Annotated in this window: 25 protein-coding genes; 9 read left to right on the top strand and 16 right to left on the bottom strand. The window is 69.7% G+C overall.

All coding sequences use genetic code 11. From position 1 onward, the window contains the following. Positions 1-2: 2 nt before the first annotated feature. Entirely contained in the window at positions 3-1,022 is a 1,020-nt protein-coding gene (locus OG992_RS14375) for a LacI family DNA-binding transcriptional regulator (RefSeq protein ID WP_238684677.1), read from the bottom strand. A 110-nt stretch (positions 1,023-1,132) separates the two neighbouring features. Here OG992_RS14375 and OG992_RS14370 point away from each other — a divergent pair, with 110 nt between their 5' ends. Together OG992_RS14370 and OG992_RS14365 are read left to right on the top strand one after the other, a co-directional pair. Beyond that, positions 1,133-3,601 (top strand): glycoside hydrolase family 2 protein, encoded by a 2,469-nt coding sequence (locus tag OG992_RS14370; protein WP_266303468.1) that lies wholly within the window; start codon positions 1,133-1,135, stop codon positions 3,599-3,601. A 467-nt stretch (positions 3,602-4,068) separates the two neighbouring features. Continuing rightward, a complete protein-coding gene (locus OG992_RS14365) occupies positions 4,069-4,605 on the top strand; it encodes a hypothetical protein (RefSeq protein ID WP_266303467.1) in 537 nt (178 codons plus the stop codon). Positions 4,606-4,721: 116 nt separating this feature from the next. Here the strand turns inward: OG992_RS14365 and OG992_RS14360 are convergent, their stop codons facing one another. From OG992_RS14360 to OG992_RS14335, 6 genes are read right to left on the bottom strand one after another with little or no spacing between them, the layout of a single operon-like run. Continuing rightward, a complete protein-coding gene (locus OG992_RS14360; protein ID WP_238684674.1) occupies positions 4,722-5,465 on the bottom strand; it encodes a copper homeostasis protein CutC in 744 nt (247 codons plus the stop codon). Continuing rightward, a complete protein-coding gene (locus OG992_RS14355) occupies positions 5,462-6,481 on the bottom strand; it encodes an asparaginase (RefSeq protein ID WP_266303466.1) in 1,020 nt (339 codons plus the stop codon). The genes OG992_RS14360 and OG992_RS14355 overlap by 4 nt, the downstream gene beginning before the upstream one ends. Then, positions 6,478-7,347 (bottom strand): amino acid ABC transporter permease, encoded by an 870-nt coding sequence (locus OG992_RS14350; protein WP_238684672.1) that lies wholly within the window; start codon positions 7,345-7,347, stop codon positions 6,478-6,480. Before OG992_RS14350 ends, OG992_RS14355 begins: the two co-directional genes overlap by 4 nt. Next, complete coding sequence (locus OG992_RS14345; RefSeq protein WP_091393215.1) at positions 7,344-7,988, bottom strand: amino acid ABC transporter permease; 645 nt, start codon at positions 7,986-7,988, stop codon at positions 7,344-7,346. Before OG992_RS14345 ends, OG992_RS14350 begins: the two co-directional genes overlap by 4 nt. 16 nt (positions 7,989-8,004) lie before the next feature. Continuing rightward, the gene (locus OG992_RS14340; protein WP_266303465.1) at positions 8,005-8,973 is read right to left on the bottom strand and encodes a glutamate ABC transporter substrate-binding protein; all 969 of its coding nucleotides are present in this window, start codon (positions 8,971-8,973) and stop codon (positions 8,005-8,007) included. Between the two features lie 19 nt (positions 8,974-8,992). Continuing rightward, positions 8,993-9,721 (bottom strand): amino acid ABC transporter ATP-binding protein, encoded by a 729-nt coding sequence (locus OG992_RS14335; RefSeq protein WP_210781094.1) that lies wholly within the window; start codon positions 9,719-9,721, stop codon positions 8,993-8,995. 163 nt (positions 9,722-9,884) lie between these two features. Here OG992_RS14335 and OG992_RS14330 point away from each other — a divergent pair, with 163 nt between their 5' ends. Then, positions 9,885-11,057, top strand: a complete 1,173-nt coding sequence (locus OG992_RS14330) for an ROK family transcriptional regulator (RefSeq protein WP_238684669.1) — start codon at positions 9,885-9,887, stop codon at positions 11,055-11,057. A gap of 176 nt (positions 11,058-11,233) precedes the next feature. Further along, entirely contained in the window at positions 11,234-12,061 is an 828-nt protein-coding gene (locus OG992_RS14325) for a DUF3152 domain-containing protein (RefSeq protein WP_266303464.1), read from the top strand. A gap of 15 nt (positions 12,062-12,076) precedes the next feature. Here OG992_RS14325 and OG992_RS14320 read toward each other — a convergent pair whose 3' ends face one another. The 8 genes from OG992_RS14320 to OG992_RS14285 form a co-directional block, all read right to left on the bottom strand. Then, a complete protein-coding gene (locus tag OG992_RS14320) occupies positions 12,077-12,571 on the bottom strand; it encodes an RloB family protein (RefSeq protein ID WP_266303463.1) in 495 nt (164 codons plus the stop codon). Between the two features lie 88 nt (positions 12,572-12,659). Then, the gene (locus OG992_RS14315; protein ID WP_266303462.1) at positions 12,660-13,991 is read right to left on the bottom strand and encodes an ATP/GTP-binding protein; all 1,332 of its coding nucleotides are present in this window, start codon (positions 13,989-13,991) and stop codon (positions 12,660-12,662) included. 445 nt (positions 13,992-14,436) lie between these two features. Beyond that, positions 14,437-14,700 (bottom strand): hypothetical protein, encoded by a 264-nt coding sequence (locus OG992_RS14310; RefSeq protein ID WP_151490548.1) that lies wholly within the window; start codon positions 14,698-14,700, stop codon positions 14,437-14,439. Between the two features lie 94 nt (positions 14,701-14,794). Further along, on the bottom strand, positions 14,795-15,226 hold the full coding sequence (locus tag OG992_RS14305; protein ID WP_266303461.1) for a hypothetical protein: 432 nt from the start codon (positions 15,224-15,226) through the stop codon (positions 14,795-14,797). Next, a complete protein-coding gene (locus tag OG992_RS14300) occupies positions 15,174-15,884 on the bottom strand; it encodes a hypothetical protein (RefSeq protein ID WP_266303460.1) in 711 nt (236 codons plus the stop codon). Before OG992_RS14300 ends, OG992_RS14305 begins: the two co-directional genes overlap by 53 nt. Continuing rightward, positions 15,881-16,141, bottom strand: coding sequence for a hypothetical protein (locus tag OG992_RS14295; RefSeq protein WP_266303459.1), 261 nt, complete (start codon positions 16,139-16,141; stop codon positions 15,881-15,883). Before OG992_RS14295 ends, OG992_RS14300 begins: the two co-directional genes overlap by 4 nt. 88 nt (positions 16,142-16,229) lie before the next feature. Then, positions 16,230-16,424, bottom strand: coding sequence for a DUF397 domain-containing protein (locus tag OG992_RS14290; protein ID WP_266303458.1), 195 nt, complete (start codon positions 16,422-16,424; stop codon positions 16,230-16,232). Further along, on the bottom strand, positions 16,417-17,298 hold the full coding sequence (locus tag OG992_RS14285; RefSeq protein WP_266303457.1) for a helix-turn-helix transcriptional regulator: 882 nt from the start codon (positions 17,296-17,298) through the stop codon (positions 16,417-16,419). Before OG992_RS14285 ends, OG992_RS14290 begins: the two co-directional genes overlap by 8 nt. Before the next feature lie 207 nt (positions 17,299-17,505). On the opposite strand from OG992_RS14285, the gene OG992_RS14280 reads away from it, so the two are divergent. From OG992_RS14280 to OG992_RS14260, 5 genes are all read left to right on the top strand, one after another. Continuing rightward, a complete protein-coding gene (locus OG992_RS14280) occupies positions 17,506-17,799 on the top strand; it encodes a DivIVA domain-containing protein (RefSeq protein ID WP_266303456.1) in 294 nt (97 codons plus the stop codon). Beyond that, the gene (locus OG992_RS14275; RefSeq protein WP_238684662.1) at positions 17,796-18,047 is read left to right on the top strand and encodes a hypothetical protein; all 252 of its coding nucleotides are present in this window, start codon (positions 17,796-17,798) and stop codon (positions 18,045-18,047) included. Before OG992_RS14280 ends, OG992_RS14275 begins: the two co-directional genes overlap by 4 nt. Next, positions 18,044-20,068, top strand: a complete 2,025-nt coding sequence (locus tag OG992_RS14270; RefSeq protein WP_266303455.1) for a hypothetical protein — start codon at positions 18,044-18,046, stop codon at positions 20,066-20,068. The genes OG992_RS14275 and OG992_RS14270 overlap by 4 nt, the downstream gene beginning before the upstream one ends. Positions 20,069-20,185: 117 nt before the next feature. Further along, on the top strand, positions 20,186-21,100 hold the full coding sequence (locus OG992_RS14265) for a DNA-processing protein DprA (RefSeq protein WP_266303454.1): 915 nt from the start codon (positions 20,186-20,188) through the stop codon (positions 21,098-21,100). A 172-nt stretch (positions 21,101-21,272) separates the two neighbouring features. After that, entirely contained in the window at positions 21,273-21,833 is a 561-nt protein-coding gene (locus OG992_RS14260; RefSeq protein ID WP_266303453.1) for a phosphoribosyltransferase, read from the top strand. Positions 21,834-21,902: 69 nt separating this feature from the next. Here the strand turns inward: OG992_RS14260 and ilvD are convergent, their stop codons facing one another. After that, positions 21,903-23,750 (bottom strand): dihydroxy-acid dehydratase, encoded by a 1,848-nt coding sequence (ilvD, locus tag OG992_RS14255; RefSeq protein WP_238684658.1) that lies wholly within the window; start codon positions 23,748-23,750, stop codon positions 21,903-21,905. Positions 23,751-23,777: the final 27 nt, after the last annotated feature.

The raw sequence follows: 23,777 nt of genomic DNA, 5'->3' as shown, positions 1-23,777 counted from the left end.
GTTCATCTCCCCCGGGGCGGTGCGGTGCTGCCGCGCGGCGTGAGGTGCGCTGTCTCGTCCTGCACCCGCCCGCCCGGCTGCCCGGCGACGACGGCGAGCAGTTGCCGGGCGGCGTGCGCGCCGTACGCCGGGATGTCCCGGCCCAGCGCGGTCAGCGGCGGGTGCACCAGCCGGCACAGCGGCGAGTCGTCCCACGCCACGATGGACAGATCGCCGGGCACTGTCAGGCCCATCTCCTGGGCGACGGAGAGCCCGGCGATGGCCATCACGTCGTTGTCGTAGATGACGGCTGTGGGCCGGCTGGCCGAGCTGAGCAACCGGCGGGTGGCCCGGCCGCCCTCCTCGCCGGTGTAGTCGGACCAGACGGTGACCGCGTCGACCAGGCCGAGTCGCTGGCAGACCGCCGCGAAGGCATCGGTGCGGATCTCGGTGTGCCGCAGGTCGGGCAGGCCGGCCACCCGGGCGATCCGCCGATGCCCGAGCGCGGCCAGATACTCCACCGTCTCGGTCAGCGCGGCGGCGTCGTCGGACCAGAGACTCGCCAGCTCACCGGTGCCGCCGGGGCCGCCGATCACCACCGCCGGCAGTTGCAGTTGTTCGAGTGCGGGAATGCGACGGTCGTCGGTGCGCAGGTCGCAGACGAGCACCCCGTCCACCCGTCGTTCGCCCCACCACCGCCGGTAGACGGCGATCTCGGCGTCCGGGTCGGCCACCACCTGGAGGGTCAGCGCGTACGAGCGGGCGGAGAGTTCGGCCTCGACGCCACTGATCAGCGCCATGAAGAACGGCTCGACGCCGAGGGTCCGCGCCGGTCGGCACAGGGCCAGGCCGATCGCCCCGGCGGTGGCGGCCGAGAGGGCTCGGGCGGCGCTGCTGCGGCTGAAACCGATCTCCGTGGCGATGGCCAGGATGCGCTGCCGGGTGGCCTCGGAGACGCCGGGCTGCCCGTTCAGCGCGTACGACACGGCGCCCTTTGACACCCCGGCGCGTTGGGCGACGTCGGCGATGGTCGGCCGCTTCACCGGCGTGCTCCTTCGCTCTCTGGCCGTTGACAGCCCGGATTCCGGACCGTACCGTTTCTCAGCTTATCCGGTTCAGTTCGGCATCTTTCGATGCGGGAAGGTGCGGTGACATGGTGAGCCGACAGGCACTCTACGACGGTTGGACAGTGCGAGCGGCCCCCGGAGCACAGGTGCCCGAGGAGATCGCCGGTCGGTCCGTGCCGGCGACAGTACCGGGCTGCGTGCACACCGATCTGCTCGACGCCGGGCTGATCGGAGACCCGTACCTCGACGACAACGAGCGGGCGGTGGCCTGGATCGGACGCACCGACTGGGTCTACCAGTCCACATTCGTGCACCGGGCGGGCGACGACGAGCGCGTCGACCTGGTGTGCGCCGGCCTGGACACCGTCGCCACGCTCGCAGTCAACGGTGTGGAGGTCGGCCGCACCGCGAACATGCACCGCGGCTACCGGTTCGACGTCCGAGGGCTGCTGCGCGACGGGAACAACGACCTGGTCGTCACGTTCGACTCCGCGTACCGCTACGCCGAGGCACAGCAGGAGCGGCTCGGCGACCGGCCGAACGCCTACCCGGAGCCGTTCCACTTCATCCGCAAGATGGCCTGCAACTTCGGCTGGGACTGGGGGCCGACAGTGGTCACCGCCGGCATCTGGCAGGAGATCAGCCTGCACGCCTGGTCGACCGCCCGACTGGCCACGGTCCGTCCGCTGGTCACCATGGACGGTCGCGACGGCCGGGTCGAGGTGCACGTCGAGGTCGAGCGGGTGGCGGACGTCCCGCTGACCGTCCGCGCCGCCGTGGCCGGCGTCCGCGCCGAGGTGGTCGTCCCGGCCGGGCAGCGCACCGCCGTGCTGACCCTCACCGTCCGCGAGCCGGCGCTGTGGTGGCCCCGGGGGTACGGCGAGCAGGCCCGCCACCCGATCGCTGTGACGCTGCACGCGCCGGACGGCGACACGCTGGACAGTTGGTCGCACCGCATCGGCTTCCGTTCGGTGCGGCTGGACACCACACCCGACGAGCACGGCACCCCGTTCGCGTTGTCGGTGAACGACGTCCCGGTCTTCGTCCGCGGGGTCAACTGGATCCCGGACGACACGTTCCCCACCCGGATCACCCGGGAGCGGCTGGCCGAGCGCTTCGACCAGGCCCTCGCGGCCAACGTCAACCTGCTCCGGGTCTGGGGCGGCGGCCGGTACGAGTCGGCGGACTTCTACGACCTCGCCGACGAGCGCGGTCTCCTCGTCCAGCAGGACTTCCTCTTCGCCTGCGCCGCGTACCCGGAGGAGGAGCCGTTCGGCACCGAGGTGGCCGCCGAAGCCGCCGAGCAGGTCACCCGGCTCGCGCCGTACCCGTCGCTGGTGCTCTGGACCGGCAACAACGAGAACATCTGGGGCTGGCACGACTGGGACTGGCAGCAGGCCCTCGCCGGGCGTACCTGGGGGCGCGGCTACTACCTCGACGTGCTGCCCCGAATCGTCGGCGAGCTGGACCCGACCCGCCCGTACTGGCCGGGCAGTCCCTGGTCGGGCACCGAGGCGATCCACCCCAACGACCCGGCGCACGGCACCACCCACATCTGGGACGTGTGGAACACCCACGACTACACCAGGTACCGGGAGTACGTCCCGCGCTTCGTTGCCGAGTTCGGCTACCAGGCCCCACCGGCGTACGCCACGCTGCGCCGCGCGTTGAGCGACGAACCCCTGGCGCACGACTCACCGGGCATGGCACACCACCAGAAGGCGGCCGGCGGTGACGCCAAACTCCAGCGGGGCCTCGACGCGCACCTGCCCGCCCCGGCGGACTTCGACGACTGGCACTACCTGACCCAGCTCAACCAGGCCCGTGCGATCCAGCTCGGGGTGGAACATTTCCGCTCCCACCGGGACGTCTGCGCGGGCACCATCGTCTGGCAGCTCAACGACTGCTGGCCGGTGACCTCCTGGTCGGCAGTCGACGGCGACGGGCGCCGCAAACCCCTGTGGTACGCGCTGCGCCACGCGTACGCCGACCGGCTGCTCACCGTGCAGCCCCGCGACGGCGGCCTGGCCCTGGTAGCCGTCAACGAGACCGCCGAGGCGTGGACCGTGCCGGCCGCGGTCACCCGGTTCACGCTCACCGGGGAGCCGAGGGCGAAGACCTCGGTCAACCTCGACGTCGCGGCGTACTCCTCGGTGGTGCTGGCGCTGTCGACGGACCTGGCGCGGCCGGAGGATGCTCGGCGCGAGGTGCTGGTCGCGGAGGCCGGCGGCAGCGCAGAGCGCGCCCTGTGGTTCTTCGCCGAGGACCGGGAGGTGGACTGGCCGGCGGCGGCCTGGGACGCGACTGTCGAGCCGGTCGACGGTGGGCAGCGGGTCCGGGTCACGGCCCGCACGGTCCTGCGCGACCTGGCCCTCTTCCCGGACCGGCTGGACGCCACTGCCACTGTGGACACGGCCCTTGTCACTCTGCTGCCCGGCGAGTCGACGACCTTCACCGTGCGGGCGGATCGGTCGCTGGACTCTGCCGCACTGACCGCACGCCCGGTGCTGCGCTGCGTCAACGACATCGCGTCGAGTCAGCGCACAGTCCCATGATCGTGCTCGATCGATGAAGTAGTGGCCTCCCGAGGCTGCGGAGGCCACTACTTCCATGTCATCGCCGCACTGATGTCCTTTGCGTGACTGCTGGGTGTCTCTGTTGGCGTCTGCCCGAGGTGGCCGGGGGGTGAGGGGTGTTGGGTGTCGGTTGTCCTTTGCTCTGCACCCGCGGGCGCGACGGCTACGGTCTGCGACTGGCGCTTATTGGGGTGCAGAGCAAAGGGGGTGGGGGTGGCCTGTGCCCCTCACCACGGCGAGGGGCCCACTGGTGATCAAGGTCTTGCCTAGCCGGCCGCTCCGTCTGACCGGCCGTAACGGTCGGGAGGCGCGTGATCGGGGCGGGTGCGGGCAGGGCAGCCGTCCCGATGCGGCAGTATCTACCGCGATCATGATCGCGGCTCGACAATGTGGCTGACAGACGAGGCGAAGACAGACGTCGAGCCCAGGCAATGATCGGGGAGCCAATGATCACCGAACATGTCCGAGACGCGGCGGCGACGGCGTTCGTCTTCGGCTTCTTCGCCACCAGTTGGTTCGGTTGGGCGCAGGAGGCGCCCCCGAAGCGGTGGCGGCGGGTGCTCATCGCCGGTTCGGTTCTTTCCCTGCTCACGGCGGCCGCCGGGGCCCTGCTCGCCTGGCGTCACTGGTCGGACGGTACGGCATTCGACGCCGACACCAGCCGTACCTTCGGCATCGTCGTCGGCATCGAGTTCGGCGCCGCCGCGGTCGGTGCGGGGCTGCTGGCACTGCTGCGGCGCAATGAGCTGGCCGCCCCCTGGATCGCCCTCGTCGTGGGGGTGCACCTCTTCCCGGTCGCGGCGCTGATCGACTATCCGTTGATCTATGTGGTCGCCGTGCTCGTCACCGTGGTGGCCCTCGCGGCGGTGCCGGTGGCCCGGGCCCGCGCCATGGCGGTGAGTGCTGTGGTCGGGCTCGGCACCGGCGGTGTGCTCCTGGTCGCCGCGGTGTCCTCGCTGCTCGTCGCCCTGTTGGGCTACTGAGCAGTCGCCGCCAAACCGGGGTGACGTCGCGGCCTGGCCCGTCGGCTGATACCCGCGAGCGGTGGGCCTGAAGGTGGTTTCTCCAGACCCACCGCTCGGCGAAGCAGCCGACTGGGTCAGGCGCGGGCGGCGGCGAGCACCTGGCCGACCAGGGCGCCCGAGGTGCCCGAACGCTCGTACTCGGGCCGGTTCAGGCTGCCACCCATCAGCGGCGCCGGGTTGCGGTGCACGGCCGGGCTGTCCGAGCTGACCAGGGCCGCGAAGTGGTACTCGTCGGCGCCGGTCGCCTCGACGATCCGGGCGATGTTGCGCGGGGTGATGCCACCGCCCGGCATGACGACGATCCGGCCGGCGGCGCGGCGCACCAGGTCGGCGATGAGCGGGGCACCCTCCAGCACGCTGACCTCCTGCCCCGAGGTGAGCACCCGGTGCACGCCCAGCTCGATCAGCTGCTCCAGCGCCGCGTGCGGGTCACGGGTCATGTCGAACGCCCGGTGGAAGGTGATGCTGGCGTCGCCCGCGGCGGCGATCAGCCGGCGGGTGGTCGGCACGTCGACGTCGCCCTCGGCGGTCAACGCGCCGATCACGATGCCGTGCGCGCCGGCCGCCACCGCGGCCCGGACGTCCCGCTCCATGGCCTCGATCTCGAACGGCGAGTAGATGAAGTCGCCGGCCCGGGGACGGACGATCACGTGTACCCGGATCCGGCTGACCGCGCGCAGTGTCGTCTCGATGGTGCCCAGGCTGGGGGTCAGCCCGCCGTCGAAGAGCGCGGAGCACAACTCCACCCGGTCGGCGCCGGCCTCCTCGGCGGCGACCGCTCCCTCGACGCTGTCGATGCAGATCTCGAATGTGTTCATGATTCTTCCTTTTCCGTGCGAGGCGATGCCGCTTCGGTCCGAGACGATGCTGTGGTCCAGTCGATGACGGCCGTGACGGCACCAACGGGTACGCCGCCGCCGAGCACCGGCACCTGGCGCAGCGCGTCGGCCCCACCCACCGGTACGCCCACGGCGTCGAGGGCGGCGAGGGCGATGGCCGTGGTGGCTCGGGGCGAACCGTCGATCGCCTTCACCGCCACCGCGTGACCGTCCGGTGCGGCCACCGCGAGCACGCCCTCGGCCCCGCCCTTGGCGAGGAAGCCGGGCAGCGCCCGCATCAGGTCGGTGTTCGGGTGCCCGTTCCAGCCGCCGACGTACTCCGGATGTTGGCGCATGGCCTGCGCGACCAGCGCCTCGTCGCTGCCGGTGGGCGCGGTGACAAACGCCTGGAAGGTGCGGGCCAGGCCGGTCAGCGACAGGCCGAACAGCGGTGCCCCGCAGCCGTCGACGGCGTGGTGCGCGATCGGCGTGCCGGCCAGCCGGGCGACGGCGGCGGCGGTTTCCCGCTGGAGCGGGTGGTCGGGGTCGAGGTAGTCGTGGGTGCTCCAGGACTGGGCGACGCAGGCGACGAGCATCGCTGCGTGCTTGCCGGAGCAGTTCATTCGAATCCGGTCGCGCTGTCCGTCGGCGCGGATCAGCCGTTCCCGGGTCGGTTCGTCCTCCGGCCAGTCCTCCGGGCAGCCGAGCGCGTTCTCGGTCAGGCCGGCCCCGGCCAGCATCGCCCGTACCACTTCGACGTGCCGGTCGTCTCCGGTGTGGCTGCCGGCGGCGAGGGCCAGCGCCGGGCCGGTCAGCTCGTCGCCCGCCGCGATCCGGCAGGCCAGTGCCTGCACCGGCTTGAGGGTGGAGCGGGGCAGCACCGGCTCGTCGGGTACGCCGGCGGCGAGGGCGACAGTGCCGTCCGGGGCGAGCACCACGACGCTGCCGTAGTGCCGGCTCTCCACGAAGCCGTTGCGCACGACCCGGGCCAGTTCGGCGTAGCGGAAGATGGTCACCGGGGGGTGTTCCCTTCGAGAAGTGGCGGGGGCAGCTCGGCGGTCCGCCGTCCGCGCCGTCCGCCGAAGCGGCCGTTGCGGGCCTGGAGGACACGGGCGAACTTCGACAGCGAGGCGTTGACCACCAGGTAGATCAGCGCCACCACCAGGAACGTCTGGATCAGCAGGTGGGTGTACGAGGAGAGCACCTGCCCGCTGTAGAGCAGCTCGGTGTAGCTGACCACGAAGCCGAGCGAGGTGTCCTTGAGCAGCCCGACCAGCTGGCTGACCAGGGACGGGGCGAGTTGCAGCAGCGCCTGTGGCAGGACCACCAACGCCATCACCTGCCCCCGGCGCAGTCCGACCGCGAGGCCGGCCTCGGTCTGGCCACGGTCCAGCGCCAGGATGCCGGACCGGAAGATCTCCGCGAACGCCGCCGAGTTGGAGACCACCAGCGGCACCACGAGCTTCCAGAACAGCGGAAAGTTCAACCCGTACTGCGGCAGCGCGAACAGCGTCACGTAGATCAGCAGCAGGGTGGGTACGGTCCGGAAGATCTCCACGTACGCGCCGGCCAGCCAGCGCAGCGGTCGGTGCGTCGACAGCCGGCCGAGCGCCAGGAGCAGTCCGAGCGCGGCGCTGAGCACTGCGGTCGCGGCGGCGGCGCGCAGCGTGGCCCAGAGGCCGTTGAGCAGGTACCGCCAGATGGGCCAGGTGGTGAACGGTTCCCACCGGGCGGCGGCCAACTCGCCGTGGCTGGCGAATTGGTAGACGGCCGCGACCACTGCGCCGACCAGGAGAACGGCACCCAGCACCGTGGCGATCCGGATCCGCCGTTGGGCGCGCGGACCGGGCTCGTCGAAGAGGATCTGTTGCGTCTTGTTCATCGGACGATCGCCAGCCTTCGTTCGAGCAGGCCGGTGACCTGACCGATGATCAGCGCCAGCAGCATGTAGGCGAGGCCCGCGCCGGTGAAGACGGCGATCGGTTGAGCCTCGACCAGGTTGACGGTGTTGGCCGCCTGGGTCAGCTCGACCACGCCGACGGCGGCGGCCAGCGAGGTGTTCATCAGCAGCGCGATGCAGATGTTGCCGATCGGTTGGATCACCGCCCGGAGTCCCTGCGGCAGGATCACGTGCCGCAGGGACTGCCCGAAGGTGAGCCCGATGGCTCGGGCTGCCTCAGCCTGACCCACGCCGACCGTGTTGATCCCGGCGCGGATCGCCTCGGCCAGGTACGCCCCCTCGTACACGGCGATGACGATCGCGGCAGAGGTGAACAGCGGGAACGTGATGCCGATGGTCGGCAGCGCGAACACGAAGAGCACCAGTAGCGCCAGCAGCGGCAGGTTCTGGAACACCTCCACGTACGCGGTGCCGATGGCGCGCAGCAGCGGGACGGGGGCGATGCGCAGGGTGGCCACGACGATGCCCAGCAGCATCGCGCCGACGGTGGTCACGACGGTCAGTTCGACCGTCGTGACCAGGCCGTGGCCAAGCTCGCTCAGGTGCGAGGTGAGGGCTTCCATCGGTACGAGAGGCTGCTCAGGAGCCGTCGGCGGAACCGAGGGCGGGCGGGGTGGGCGCCCCACCCTCCACCACCGAGCCGAGGGTGCCTTCCCAGACCTTCGCCCAGGTGCCGTCAGCCTGGATCTTCTTCAACCAGTTGTTGACGAACTCCTTGAACTGCGCGTCCTCCTTGTTCAGGCCGATGCCGTAGGCCTCGGTGGTGAACGGCTCGCCGACCACCTTCATCCCCGGGTTCGCCTTGGCCCCCGAGGCGAGCAGCGTGAAGTCCTGCACGTACGCGTCGGCGCGCTTCTGCAGCAGCGCCTGCAACGCCTGCGGGTCGGTGCCGAAGGCGATCTGCTTCGAGCCGGGCGCGGCGGAGGGCAGCGCGGTGACGGCGGGAGTGTTCGCCCCGACGATCACGGTCTTGCCGGCGAGGTCCTTGACGCTCTTGATCGAGGTGTCGTCCTTGCGGACCCCGACGGCGAGGCCGGAGGTGAGGTACGGCCCGGCGAAGGCGACCTGGGTGGCCCGCTGCGGGGTGATCGTGTACGTCTGGAAGACCGCGTCCACCGACTTGGCCTGGAGCATGGCCTCCCGGGTCTGGGTGCCGATGGTCGTCGTCTTCACCTCGGGCTTGCCGATGATGTACTTCGCCAGCAACTTCGCCATGTCGGCGTCGAAGCCCTCGATGGTGCCGCTGACCGGGTTCTGCTGGGCGAGCAGCGGCGCGTCCAGGGATCCGCCGATGTTCAGGTAGCCGCGCTTGCGGATCGCCTCCATCGTCGAACCGGCCGGGATGTCCGCGTCGGTGGCCACCGGGGCGGCGTCGTACACCGACTGGGCGACCACACCGTCTCCGCCCAGGCCGGGGTTGCCGGGCAGCGTCGGAGCGCCGCCGCCGCTGTCGCCGCCGCAGCCGGTGGCGGCGAGGGCCACCGCCACGGCGGTGGCGGTGAGGGCGAGCGACCGCCGCCCGGTGAAGCTCATCTTGAGGATTGACATGACACCCTCCCGTTGGGGGCTAGTGCTGGAGGATCTTGGATAGGAAGTCGCGGGCCCGCTCGGTGCGCGGAGCTGCGAAGAAGTCGTCGGGTGCGCCGGATTCGACGATCCGGCCGTCGTCCATGAAGACCACCCGGTCGGCGGCGCGACGGGCGAAGCCCATCTCGTGGGTCACCACGATCATGGTCATCCCCTCGGCGGCGAGGGAGACCATCACGTCGAGCACCTCGTTGACCATTTCCGGGTCGAGGGCCGAGGTCGGCTCGTCGAAGAGCAGCACCTTCGGTTGCATCGCCAAGGCGCGGGCGATCGCGGCTCGCTGCTGCTGCCCGCCGGAGAGTTGGGCCGGGTGGTGGTCCGCCTTGTCGGCGATACCGACGCGCTCCAGCAGGGCCATCGCCTGCTGTCGCGCCTCGGGTCGGGGGATCCGGCGGACCCGGGTCGGGCCGAGGGTGATGTTGTCCAGCACCGTCTTGTGGCCGAAGAGGTTGAAGGACTGGAAGACCATGCCGACATCGGCGCGTAGCCGGGCCAGCGCGCGTCCCTCGGCGGGCAGCGGCTCACCGTCGATCTCGACGCTGCCCTGCCCGGCGGTCTCCAGCCGGTTGAGGCAGCGGCACAGTGTCGACTTGCCCGAGCCGGAAGGCCCCACCACGACGACCACCTCGCCGGCGGCGACCGTGAGGTCGATGTCCTTGAGCACGTGCAGCGGACCGAACCACTTGTTCAGGCCGCGTACCGACACCATCGGTCGGTTCGCACCCGTCGTCTCCGGTGCCACCAGACGGCCTCACTTCCTTCGACTACAAAACTAAGTCAGCTTCATATCGAACCAACAGCGCCATCTAAAGGTAGCTAGCAAACTAAGTCAACCGGTTGCTTGAACAAACTCCGGGTGCTAAGAAGCTGACGTGACGATTGACGACGCGCCACGCGATGCCCTCCGGGGCGGCCCCCGGGAGCTACTGCGCTGGGTGGCCACCGGAGCGGCCGTCAGTCGGGCCGACCTGTCCCGCCTCTCCGGGCTTTCCCCGTCGACGGTCTCGCAGCGGGTCGAGGCGTTGATCAGCCAGGGGTTGCTGGAGGAGGCCGGCGCCGGGCGGTCCCGGGGCGGGCGGCGACCCCGCCAACTCGCCGTGCCCACCGGCGGTGCCGTGGTCGGCGCCATCGACCTCGGCGCGCATCACGCCCGCGTCGGCGCACTGGATCTCTCCGGTCGGGTGGTCCAGGCCCGCACCCTGCCGGTCCGCATCGAGGACGGCCCGGAGGCGGTGCTCGGCGCGCTACTCGCCGAGGTCGCCACCCTGGTGGGCAGCGCCCCGACGGCCGGCGGCTCGGCAGGAGGTGCGCTCCGTGGCGTCGGGATCGGGATTCCCGGTCCGGTGCAGCACTCCACCGGGCGGATCGTCAGCCCATCGCGGATGCCCGGCTGGAACGGCTTCGACGTCGCCGCGTTCTGCGCCGGCCGTGTCGACGTACCGATCATCGTGGACAACGACGCCAATCTGATGGCGCTCGGCGCGCACCGCACCGCGCATTCCGAGTTGGACCACGCCGTCTACGTCAAGGCTGGCACCGGAATCGGCTCGGGTGTGATCTCCAGTGGACGGTTGCACCGGGGCGCGCAGGGCTCCGCCGGGGACATCAGCCACTGCCGGGTGGTGGCCGACCCCGCGCCGCCGTGCACCTGTGGCAACGCCGGTTGCCTGGAGGCGGTGGCCAGCGGCGCCGCACTGGTCACCGCGCTCCGGGAGCAGGGCGTGCCGGTCTCCGACCTGACCGGTGTGATCCGCCTGATCGACGACGGTGACCGGCAGGCCACCGCACTCGCCCGGCAGGCCGGCCGCGCCGTCGGCGAGATCCTGGCCGTGGTGGTCAACTTCTTCAACCCGCAGGTGGTGGCCATCGGCGGTCGGCTCGCCGACTGCGAGCCGCTGCTGGCCAGCATGCGGGCCACCCTCTACGAGCGGTGCCTCCCGCTGGCCACCCAGACCCTGCTCATCGAACGGGTCGCCGCCGGCCAGGACGTAGGCATCACCGGTGCCGCCCACCTGGTGATCGACCACGTCGTCGCGGCCGCCTGACCTCGCTCAAACCGACAGCACTGATCACCTAGGGTGACCTGCCTCGGTATCGCATGCCGGATCTATATGCTTTTGCCCGCGCGACGGCACCGATCATCCTGACAGTTTCCTTACAGGCAGTCACGTAGCCTTCCGGTGTTCCTCACTCACCCGTGATTGCTCCTGGAGGTCTCGACGTGCGGATCAACGGACGGCTGCTCCTGCCGATCTCGTTGGCAGCGGTGCTGGCAACCGCCGCCTGCGGCCTGTCGGCACCGGCGTCCGGGCAGGCCGAAGTCCCACGCCCCGGCCCGAGTACGCAGAACTCCGCTCCGAGCCCCGACGACACGCCAACCTCCAGCCCGACTCCGGAAATCCCCACCGACGCGCAAATCCCCACCAGGGCCGCCGGCACCTTCACCACCGCCACCGGCAAGGGTCGCGTGATCGGCAAGGGCAAGAAGCGGGTGCGCTACAGCGTCTCGGTGGAGAAGGGCATCGCCTGGGGTGACATCCCCGCCTGGAAGCCCGACCGGTTCGCCGCGAGCATCGAGCAGGTGTTGGCCGCACCGAACGGCTGGGCCACGTCGGCCCAGCACCCGGTCACCAACGCCTCGGTGAACCTGACCCGGGCGTCGTGGTCCTTCCAACGGGTCGGCACCTCGACTGTCGACGTCGACGTGCGGCTCGCGACACCGAGGACAGTGGACCGCCTCTGCGGCGCGAGCGGCGTCGACACCGAGGGCGTCTACTCCTGCAAGTACGGCAAGACCATCATGATCAACCTGCGGCGTTGGCTTCAGGGTTCACCGGGATACCCGGTCAGCATCGACGATTACCACGCCGGCGTGATCAATCACGAGTTCGGCCACTTCCTCGGCTTCGCCCACATGAAGTGTGGCGGTCGCGGCAAGCCGGCCCCGGTCATGATGACCCAGACGATGGGCCTCGGCGGCTGCGTGCCAAACGTCAGCCCGTTCGTCGGCAACGGCCAGTTCGTCAGCGGACCCTGGGCTCCGTCCTGACCTGGCTTGCCGGTCTTAACGAAGCGCAGCGATTATGTGCCCGACGGAGGTAGACGGATTGCCATCCGGGGGTGGGTCGAGTCGATCAGCCCGCTGACAGGCGTCCTCAACCCGGTCGCGGAAGTTGCCGAAGTCGAGCCTGGTCTTGTCCCAGGAGGGGTCGTGCTCCCGCAGCAGGTCGCGGGCTCTCTTGGCGTTCTCCACGAACCGGCTGCAGTTGCCGTAGTGGAGCAGTAGCCACACCTCGAAGCAGGGATTGGACCAGGCCAGATTGACGTCGTTAGCGGCAGATTCGCGGGTCGCCGGCTCGGTGGCGAAGTCGTCGACATCGCAGACGGCCCATGCCTCGTCGAAGTCGTCGCGCTGCCGACGCCGCGCCGCACCTCTTACCACGTTGACAGGGGAGCCGCGCTCTGCCACGACGACCACCCGAGGCCGTACCCACGCCTCCTGCTTGAGGCCGTTGAAGTAGTCCCGTTCCGTGGATTCACCGTTGGTGGCGATCAGCACGGTTGTCCGCTGCTCTCGGGTCGATGCGCGGCGTCGGAGGTCGGTCTCGCGGCCACGGCCGGACCGTATCGAGCCCGAGGCGCGCCGATCACCCTGCCGGGGCGTCATCCGATCCTCCACGGGTGGCAAGGGCCTGCTCAAACAGGTCGGTGGACAGGTCGGGAACCGCGCCGTAGTTGCCGTTCAAGTAACGGCGCTGACGGTTCTCACCTTCTTTCCTGGGCTTGAAGTCGGTCAACGGATACAGCGAGGAGGCACCCTCGTTGTCCTTCTCCACGAACCAGATCTCGTCGCGGCGGAGGATTTCTTCAGCGTCGAGGGTGCCGAGCAGGGCGGCGTCGTGGCTGGTGAAGATGAGTTGGCCTCCAAGGGGGTTCGCGGCCGGGCTGCGGAACAGGCTGATGAGCTTGGCGGTCAGGATCGGGTGCAGGCTCGCATCGATCTCGTCGATCAGCATTGTGGTGCCGGTACGGAGCATCGCCGCGGCATGCAGACCCAGGGTCAGCAGTTGCCGGGTGCCCGTCGACTGGTCCTGCAGGTCGAGCAGTGCGGTGCCGTGCGGACCCTGATGAGCGAACTGGACGCGGGGCGAGGGCCGGATAGCCGCGACGGCTCTTTTTAGTCGGTCGCTCGATCTCCTGGCTGGCAGGTCGGACCAGACGGTCTGATCATCACCCGAATCAGAGGCGATCACCACGTCGACGATCCCCACATCGGCGGCCTGCAACAGGTCGACGACCAAGCGGCGTACCTCGTCGGCATCCGATTGGCCGATACGGACGAGGGCGGACAGCCCAGAGTTGGGGTCAGTCCGTTGGCCGGTCAGGTAGAACCACCGGTAGGTGTCGTGCAACGGCTGTGGGTTTGTCGGATCCGGTTGGGGGCGGCTCTGGCCGAAGCGTGCGACAGTGCTGAGGAATAGTGCTGTTGGCGCGGTGATGCCAGCGATCTGCTCCAGGTCGCTGCGCCGGCCCGACTCCTCGCCCCAGTTGAAGACGTCGCCGTCGCGCTCGAATACGCGCCGCCTGCGCCCCAGCGGAAAGTGGTAGAGCCACTCCTCCAGCACTCGGTCGTCGTCGATCGAGAAGCCATAGGTGTGTCTGACTCCGCCGAGCCGAAGGTCGACGACATAGCGCGATGGCTGGACGGCTTCCTCCGGATCCAACCGGAACGGCTCCCGGGACAGGCCCACACCGGGCTCGACCGCCCGGTCGGACTCCACGACCATGTGCCGCATGAACGCCAGCGCGCCCAGGCAGTTCGACTTGCCCGACGCGTTGGCTCCGAAGATGCCGACGACCTGGACCGCCTGCGGAGCCGGCTCGTCGGCCTCGGCCCCGTCGCCGTAGACGGGCGTCAGATTCAGCTGATGCTCGTCGCGAAACGAACGATGGTTGGCGAAGCGAAAACTCAGCAGCATTGGCCGCGTGCCCCTAGCTCGTGGGCGGTTACAAGTACATCTCTGCGAGTAAACCACGAGAAGCGGCACAAAGGGCCAACGCAGGCCAGCCTTGCCGCTGGCGGCGCTTTTGATCACGGCGCTATGCCGTCAGTGCCGAAGCTGCGCACCTCAGGCGCGTGAGGAGAGGCTGACTGCCTCGGCGAGGATGGCATCCAGCTCGTCGTCCGTGATGTGGCGGGGCAGCCTCGGCCAGGAGGCGGGCGTAGCGGCCGGCTTTGTCGCGGGCCACCTCGGCGTCCGCGACTGCCGCGCTCAACCAAAGCACGATGGCGTCCGCCATCCGGGTTGCCGCCTCCGCGTCGGAGGCGGCCTGGTCCAACACCCGACGTCCCTGACGGGCAGCTTCGATGGCGACGCGGAGGGACGCCTTGACCTCGCCAACACAGATCGTGGTGGTCGGTGATCAGCCAAGGACGCTGATGTAGCGGCGTGCCGCCTCCGAGCTGCCCTGCACGAGTGCCATGGCTTCGGCGAGGCGCTGCTTGCTCTGTTCGCCGCGTGCGATGGCTTCGGCGATCGCCGGGTGGCCGGTACCAGCGGAGATGGCGCGTAGCCGGGCCAGCATTTGTTCGGTGTTGTCGGCGGCGGCCCGGATCTGGTTAATCGTGGAGTTGCCCTGCTCCGCGGCCTGCATCAACGCCGCCTTGACTTCCTCGATGCTGGCCATGCCGCCCTCCGTCTGATGATCGCGCTAACGAGTTCACGTTTGCGTGGTCGGACGGACACTATCGGAGATGAAGGTGGCACGCAGCCCTCGCTGGTTACATGTACTCGGCGGCCGTGCGCTCCACGTCGGCGATGAAGTCTTCAAGCTGCGTTTCGGTGGGATCGCGGTCCTGAAGCAGCTTGCCGAGGAATACGATCTGCATCTGCAGGGCGGTCTCGGGGCTGAGATTGTCGATCAGCCCGACCTCGCCGAGGGCCGCGCGGACGAGGCCTTCCATCTCCAGGGTAGGCAGCGACTCCGCGCCCGGAAACTGGGTGCGAGTCTCGGCGACGAAGCGAGCGACGTCGGTGGGGGAGTGAGCGGCGCCGAAGCGGTCGTTGACCGCGATGGCGAACGCTGCGCCGATCACCTGGTTCCCGCCGCGCCATCCGGAGGCCTCCAACCCGTCCAGGAGTTGGTCCACGGTGCCCCAGTCACGCCGCGCCATCGCGCGAATCAGGTCGCTGAACTCGGTCCGTACGCTCACGATCTCGTAACCTCGCTATTCCCTTGCGGATTGATTGAACGGAGCGGTGGACGGCGATGCTCGCCACCAGCCCCACCACGACGAGGTGTCCCGCCGCATCCGGTGCTTCGTTGAGGAGACGCTGCCCTACCGTAGGGCCGACCGTCGGGGTTGTGGTGCCGGCTTGCTGCGCCCCTGGTGGGCCCTGCGGACCCCGAATGATCGTGAACGCTTCCCTGGCCGCCGCCACCGACTTCTGGGTGTTCTCCTGGACGTCCTCAACCTTCCTGGTCATCGTACTCAGGAAGGAAGCGACGTTCTTTCGTGCGGAATCGCGCTCGACGGTCTCGGCGAGTAGATCCTCACCGGACGGTGTGGCTGAGTCGGATGGCTGCGTGGTCGGGGCAGAGCCAGGAGCGACCGCATTGGAGTAGGCGCCTACGCGGTCGGCCGCCTCGCTGATCAGGCGGGCGAGTTTGCCGGCCTTCTCGCCAGCGGTCTTGCTCTCGGTCACAGCGCCGGTGAGTTCGGGATGCCTGCTGCCCTGCGCTGCATGGGTGTAGTGCGTATTGGCCTGTTCCGCGTCAGCCTGAGCGCGTCGCGCGACAACGGCGGCGCTGTGGAGGGTGTCGATGGCGCTTCTCAGTTGGGCGACGACTTCGCCGATGCTTCCGCTCATCCGATGACGGCGAGGTAGGCGGCAGCATGGTCCTTGGCAGCCTTGATTCGGCGAAGCACCAACTCGACCTCGTCGGCAGCCTCACGGAGGGCCTCCCGGGACTGCCTCGCCTCGCCGCGTTCGCTGTCATGCAGGGCTGCGATTGCCAAAGCGGTCGCGTCGGCGAGCTTGGCGTTGGCCTTCTCGATGCTCATCCGAGCGTTGTCGAGTGCTTGATCGCCCTTCCGGATCGTCACCTTAACATCGCCGATTGTCACTGCCGCACGTTAACCGAACTCGGTCGTCGAGCGCAGCCCCCGCGGCGGGTGGGTGTCCCCCGGAGACCCCGAGACACCCACCTAAGCCTCAGCGCGAAATGCGGGTCGAGCGCACGAAGCTTGCCCAGGCGGTGGGGGAGAAGTTGAGGGCCGGGCCGTGCGGGTCTTTGCTGTCGCGCACGGCGACGATGCCGGGCAAATTGTCGGCAACCTCGACACAGTCGCCACCGTTACTGCCGCTACGGGTGCTCTTACGCCATCGGGCGTCGGTCAGATCAGCCATGGTGTACCTCCCCGATGATCTTGTTGATCAGGTGCCTCGATTGTCCTTCATCGAGGGCAAGCTGATCCAGGCTGGCCCAGACCGTCTCGTAGGCAGCGAACTCTTCTGGACGGTCGAGGTAGAGCGCTCCGGTCCACGACTCGCTGTAGATGATCGGGGGTTCTGGTGTTGCCCGGTTGCCCAGCGGAAACTCCAACATGACGAAGGTGCCGGCCTCGACTCCGCGATGAAGGCCGGCCGCCAGCGGCAGAACTCGGATGGTCACGGATTCCCGCGCGCCGACTTGAAGCAGGTGATGTAGTTGCTCAGCCATCGTGCTCCGATCGCCCACGATACGGAGCAGTGCGCCCTCGGAGATCACGACGTCAAGCTTGGGTGCTGCCGGTAGGCGACGTGCCAGCAGCGACTGTCGCTGAAGCCGCACCTGAACCAGTCGTTCGCGTTCGTCGTCGTCAACCTCCGATCGGTGTTGGTAGACGGCGAGCGCATAGCCTCGGGTCTGCAACAAGCCGGGAATTAACGATTCGTCGTAGCGGCGGATCCGGCTTGCGGCGGATTCGAGGCCCACGTACAGCTCGAACCATTCGGGGACGGCATCGCCGTACGCATGCCACCAGCCCTTCGCCTTCGTCTCGCCGGCCAGGGAGATGAGCGCCCGGGTCAGCTCGTCCGTCGCCCCGTACAGCTCGCACATCGCTCGGACGTCGACGCCGCGCACCGAGCCGAGCCCGCTCTCGATCCGCCACACCTTCTGGCGGCTGCACTCCAGCGCTTCGGCGACCGCGTCCAGGGTCGCCCCCGCCTCGGTGCGCAGGTCACGCAGCGCCCTGCCGAGCTGGCGTCGGGGCACCGTCGAGCCCATGTCATCGGCCACCCAGCTCTCCTTCCTGTTGAGTTTTGCAACATCCCGACAGCCGTTCTGCAACAGGGGAATGTTGCCCACAAATAGCGGAACAGTGTGAGTCGACATTCATTGCGATGGTGCTTCCGACCTTACAAGATTGGTCCGACAACAGCGATGGACGCGCAATTCCCGCGCCGGTGATCGTCGATCAAATATGAGGAAGGGTGGTGCTGCTTCGTGTGCGCGTTTCTCCGTCATCTCCGGGCCGAGCCACCCCGGCCGGCGCCCTATCGGGCGGCCAACTACGTACCCCTGAAGCCCTGGCAGGTCCGCGGACGCCGGTTCACCCGCCGTGGCCGGCGTGGCGTGGACGCCCTGGAGGTCGCCGAGTTCCTCGACCGGGTCGCCCACGATCTCGCCGAGGTGTACGCGGCGCTGGGCAGCAGCCGGCGGGAGACCGAGCGGATCAAGGATGCGCTGAAGTGCTGGCAGTCACGGCGGGCCCGCGAGGATTCGGCGGCCCGCGAATGAGCGCCCGCTGGGTGGCGCACCTGCCGTTCACCGCCGCCGACCTGCCGGCCGCCCAACAGTTCGCCGGCACCCTGGCCCGCTCCCTGAGCTTCCTCACCGAAGTGGACGCCGGTGAGACCACGGTGTCCGCCGAGGACGCCCAGGGCGTACGCCATCGGGTCTTCTGCGACCTGCCGCTCGACGGCGGTCGGCGGTGCGTGCGGCGGGTGGAACACGACGGTGACTGCGCGGCCCGGCGGTGTCGGTGACCGCCGTGCCCGTCGTCGTCTGCCCGGACTGCGACGGGATGACCTTCACGCTGGAGCCGTGCCGGTGCACCACCTACGGTGACCGGTTCCTCGCCGACGCCGACGTGCTCGGGCCACGCCGGGAGGCGTACCGGAGCTGCGAGCAGTGTCGCGGCGCGGGCACCGTCACGTACCCCTGTTATCGCTGCGGGCGGCGCGGCCGGCGGCGGGCGCAGCTCGTGGTCACCGTCGCGAACCTGGACACCGGCGCTGTCGCGTCCCACCAGGTCGTGCCCGGCGGCCTCGACCCCCACCGCGACCCGGCGGGCCACTGGGTGGTCGACCTTGCTTCCCGGGTACGCGAACTCGCCGCCACCGTCGGCGCGGTCCTGGACGAGGCCGATGTGCCTTCGCTGTGGTTGGACCGGCAGTGGCAGCCCGACCTGCCCGCAGCGCTTCGGCACGAGTTGGAGGCTCACGCCATCCTGCGGGCCGATCACGCCCCCTGGCGGCTGGTGCTGGGCCGATCCACCGTCCCGGCGACCGTCGACCCGGCCGCACGGCTGGCCCGGCTGTGTGCGCTGGCCGACCTGCTGCTGCTCGACCTGGTCGTCGAGGCCCGCCGGCAGGATGCCGGGTTCTGCTGGGCCATTCGGTACGAGGTGCCCGGCTCCCCGGTGCCGCTCGGTTCGCCCGGCTGGTGCCGGGACCTGCCGGAGTCGCTGGCCTGCACCGACGTGGCCAAGGCGCTCGACGGCCTTGCCCAACGCGGCCTGGCCGCTCCCGCCCGGCTGCTGCGACCTGACTCGCCGCGCCCACCCGTCGCTTCGGCCGTGGACGTCGATCAACTCGAACGCCGCGTGCTCGCTGACTGCAACGACGCGGCCCACGGCGACGAGTTGCCCGGCGCGCAGGCGCTGTGGCGCAACGGCCGCTGGTGGCACACGACTCTGCGCGCCGGCGAGCCGGTGGAGACCCTCGCGGAGCAGCCCACCGGCCAGGTCGTCCGCCGTGTGCGGGTGCCGGTGAGCCGCGGCTACGAACCGCCCGACCCGCAGTGGCTGGGTGAACCCGTCGACTGGCGGCAGTGCCCGGACTGCCGACCACACAGCCGGCTACGCGCCTGCGACTGCCGGCTCGGCGGTCGGGTGGCCGACCCCGACTGCCCGCACTGCTGCGGCGCCGGCCTGCGCCCATCCGCGCTGCACTGCTTCACCTGCGGCGACACCCACCGTCTGCACCGGACGGTGGTGGTCACGATCACCGACCTGCGGCACCGGGTGGTGCACCTGGCCTGGCAGGCCGGTGCGCCCGAAGTCGCTCCGCTGGTCGCCACCCAACCGGGCGGCAAGCCCGTCGTCCAGCTTCCGGACCGTTACCGGCTCGGCTCCTGGGCGGCCGTCCTCGGTGCGCGGCCCGACGACCTGGCCGACGCCGACGGTGGGCAGCAGATCGGCAAAGACCTCCGCGACGGTTACGTCACACTGCCCTGGGCCGGGGCCGACCCGGTCGGGGAGCACGTCCGCAACGCAAGCCGGGGTACGCCGGCCGGCCGTCTGATCGTGGTGGCGACGCCTCCCGACGCGCCGCCGCTGGCCGAGTTGCTGCGGCTCGCCCTCGGCCTTGACCTGGCCCTCGTGGTGGCGGTGTGCGACCTGCGGCACAACGCCGCAGACCCACTGCTGGCCGACGGATTGCGCTGGTCGGTCGACGTGAAGCCGCTTGACGCACCTGTCCGTCCTGACGACTTCCCCTACCGGCCGAGTCTGGCCGCCGCGCTCTCCTGGTGCGTCGAATGCCTGACCGACGCCGTAGCCGGGGCCGCCCCCACCGACCCGACGGTGCCCATCCCGGTGCCCGGCTCGGGGCCGCGTGACGTCGCCGATCCCGAGCCGGAACTGCTACGCCTGGCGGCCCAGCACGCCGGGCAGGTGCTCACCGTTCGCTTCACCCGCGCCGGTTGCACGGCGTACCGACACGACGACGACGGCGTACACCTCCTCGCCGAAGCCCCCGACCTGCGCGACGTCCGGTTGACCTGAGGACTGAGGGAACATATGTTCGATCACGTGGGGCGATCTGAGGTGCGCCGAGCTTCTCTGCCGGCTCCGCGTGGCCGGTGGGCCGGGCGGCCGGGAGTTGCCTCTACGATCAGGGGCATGGACCGGGTGACGGTGGAGCGGGCTGCGCTGATCGCGCTGCTGCGGCAGCCAGACCTCGGCTGGTCTGATGCCGTGCACGACATTCAAGAGGTCGGCACCGCCCTGGCAGTCCTGCGCCGGGTCGTCGGGCAGACCGACACGCTCTTTCCCGACACCCGCTCCGTCGACTCGCTGATCGAGGCCGCAGCCGGCGACCTCGCGGGCTGGCGGGCCGAGGGCATCACAGTGCGGGCCTTCTTCGACGACGACTACCCCGCCCAGTTGCGTGACATCCGCGAGATGCCGCCAGTGCTCTTCGCCCGAGGTGAGTCGCGTCCCGACGCTCGGGCCATCGCAGTGGTCGGCAGCCGCGAAGCGAGCGATCGAGGCGTCGAGATCGCCAGCTCGGTATCAGAATCACTTGCCCGCCGTGGTGTGACGGTGGTCAGCGGTCTGGCGAAAGGGATCGACACCGCAGCCCACCAGGCGGCACTCGCGGCAGGGGGCCGCACCGTCGCGGTCATCGGCACCGGAATTCGTCACCACTACCCGACGGTCAACCACGCGCTCCAGGAGCACATCGCAAAGGTCGGATTGGTGCTCAGCCAGTTTTGGCCCGATGCCGCCCCGACAAAGCAGAGCTTCCCAATGCGAAACGCGGTGATGAGCGGCTACGCCGCTGCCACCGTGGTCATCGAAGCCGGCGAACGCAGTGGAGCCCGGATCCAGGCGCGGCTCGCTCTTCAGCACGGTCGGCCCGTTGTGCTCACCAGTCAGGTGATGCGGCACGACTGGGCACGCGCCTTCGCCGCCCGGCCCGGCGTCCACGTCGCGCACGGGACCATGGACCTGGTGGAGGCGGTCGACGCCATTCTCGACCGTTCACCGGCTGCGGCCGAGTTGGAGGGCTTTCCTGATTTCGCCAGCCTCTGACCCGTGGGCCAGGGTCCGGGAGTACGTCGAGACCCAGCGGAACTTTCTTCGAAATCCCTTGCCCACTCTTCCCTGGATCTGCCCGACGTGTCGCGGTGTCCGCACTCCCGGGTTCGACTACTGCTACCCCTGCCAGGAACACCAGACGGCGTCTGGTGGCCTGCTCGCCGACGTGGTCGCTCCAATCGCTTACTCGCCGCGTACCGGTCAGCATCACCACCACCTGCGCCTGTACAAGTCCACGCCGGGGTCGGCCCAGGCTAGGTGGAATCTGCTCGCACTGCTGCTGCTGTTCCTGCAGCGGCACCTCGACTGCGTCGCTGATCGGATGGGCGGTGCGCCGACCCACGTGGTGGTCGTGCCGAGCACCCGGAGCCAGGCTCATCCGCACCCCCTGCAGGATCTGATCGGCGACCGTCTTGGACTGCCGTGGCTCGCGGCGCTGTCGAATCCCCGCCACGGATCTGAGACGCGGACGTTCCAGCGCGACTGGTTCACGGTCCAGCTTCCGGTCGAGAGCGTCAGCGTTCGGCCGCTGGTCCTGGACGACACCTGGACGACAGGTTCCCGGGCGCAGTCGCTGGCGTACGCGTTGAAGAGCGCTGGCGCGTCGTCGGTGGCGGTCGTGGTGCTCGGGCGGCACATCAGGCCGGAGCATGTGGCATCCCGACCGCTGCTGAAGGCGATCGAGGATCCGATGTTCGACCCGGCTAGGTGCGCTGTAGAACGATGATTCGGCACCGATGTCGGGTATCCGGGCCGACGGGATACCCGACATCACGGATGTCGATGCGAGCGGTGGTTACTCCGGGACGCGGCGGTAGGCGCCGTCGCTGGCCGAGGTGGCCATCGAGGCGTACGCGCGCAGCGCCGCAGACACCGGCCGCTGCCGGTCGGTGGGGGTGTACGGCTTGTCGCGCTTCTCCTCGGCCACCCGGCGAGCCTCCAGCTCCTCGGCGGAAACGTTCAGCTCGATGGACCGGCCCGGGATGTCGATGACGACCTCGTCGCCGTCGCGGACCAGGGCGATCAGCCCGCCGGAGGCCGCCTCGGGGGAGACGTGCCCGATGGAGAGCCCGGAGGTGCCACCGGAGAAACGGCCGTCGGTGAGCAGCGCGCAGGAGCGGCCCAGCCCGCGTCCCTTGAGGAACGAGGTGGGGTACAGCATCTCCTGCATGCCGGGGCCGCCCTTGGGCCCCTCGTACCGGATCACCACGACGTCCCCGGCGACCACCTGCTTGGCGAGGATCGCTGTCACCGCGTCGTCCTGCGACTCGTAGACCTTCGCCGGGCCACGGAAGGTCAGGCAGTCGTCGGGCACGCCGGCGGTCTTCACCACGCTGCCCTCGGGTGCCAGGTTGCCGTGCAGGATGGCCAGACCACCGTCGGCGGAGTAGGCGTGCTCGCGGTCCCGGATGCAGCCGCCGGCCGCGTCGGTGTCCAGCGACGACCACCGGTTGGTGGTGGAGAACGGTTCGACGGTACGCACGCCGCCAGGAGCGGCGTGGAACAGCTCGACGGCCGTGGGGGTGGGGGAGCCGCCGCGCACGTCCCAGTCGGTCAGCCACTGTGCCAGCGAGGGGGAGTGCACGGCCCACACGTCCCGGTTGAGCTGCCCGGCCCGGTCCAGTTCGCCGAGGATCGCCGGGATGCCGCCGGCCCGGTGCACGTCCTCCATGTGGTAGTTCGGCGAGTTCGGCGCGACCTTGGCCAGGCAGGGCACCCGCCGGGAGATCGCGTCGATGTCGGTGACGCCGAAGTCCATCTCCGCCTCGCGGGCGGCGGCCAGCAGGTGCAGCACGGTGTTGGTGGAGCCGCCCATCGCCACGTCCAGGGCGACAGCGTTCTCGAAGGCGGCCTTGGAGGCGACAGCACGCGGCAGCACCGAGTCGTCGTCGCCGTCGTACCACCGCTTGGAGATCTCCACGACGGTCCGGCCGGCCTCGACGAAGAGCGACCGGCGGGCGGCGTGGGTGGCCAGCGTGGAGCCGTTGCCGGGCAGCGCGAGCCCGATCGCCTCGGTGAGGCAGTTCATCGAGTTGGCGGTGAACATGCCGGAGCAGGAGCCGCAGGTCGGGCAGGCGGAGCGTTCGATCTCACCGAGCTGCTCGTCGGTGACCGCCTCGTTCGAGGAGGCGATCATCGCGTCGATCAGGTCGATCTTGCTGTGCACGACGCCCTCGATCGCCATCGTCTTGCCGGCCTCCATCGGGCCGCCGGAGACGAAGACGGTCGGGATGTTGAGCCGCAACGCGGCCAGCAGCATCCCGGGGGTGATCTTGTCGCAGTTGGAGATGCAGACCAGGGCGTCCGCGCAGTGCGCGTTGACCATGTATTCGACGGCGTCGGCGATCAGCTCGCGGCTGGGCAGCGAGTAGAGCATGCCGCCGTGGCCCATCGCGATCCCGTCGTCGACAGCGATGGTGTTGAACTCCCGGCCCACCCCGCCGGCCTCGGCGATCGCGTCGGCGACCAGGCCACCCATGTCCTTGAGGTGTACGTGACCAGGCACGAACTGGGTGAAACTGTTGGCGATGGCGACGATCGGCTTGCCGAAATCGTCGTCGGTCATCCCGGTGGCCCGCCAGAGGGCCCGGGCGCCGGCCATCGTCCGACCGTGTGTGGAAGTCCTCGACCGCAGCTCAGGCATGCATACCAGCATGACACCGTCGGCGCA

Source organism: Micromonospora sp. NBC_00362, assembly GCF_026342155.1.
GTDB lineage: Bacteria > Actinomycetota > Actinomycetes > Mycobacteriales > Micromonosporaceae > Micromonospora > Micromonospora hortensis.
This window is presented reverse-complemented; position numbering and strand designations above follow the sequence as displayed.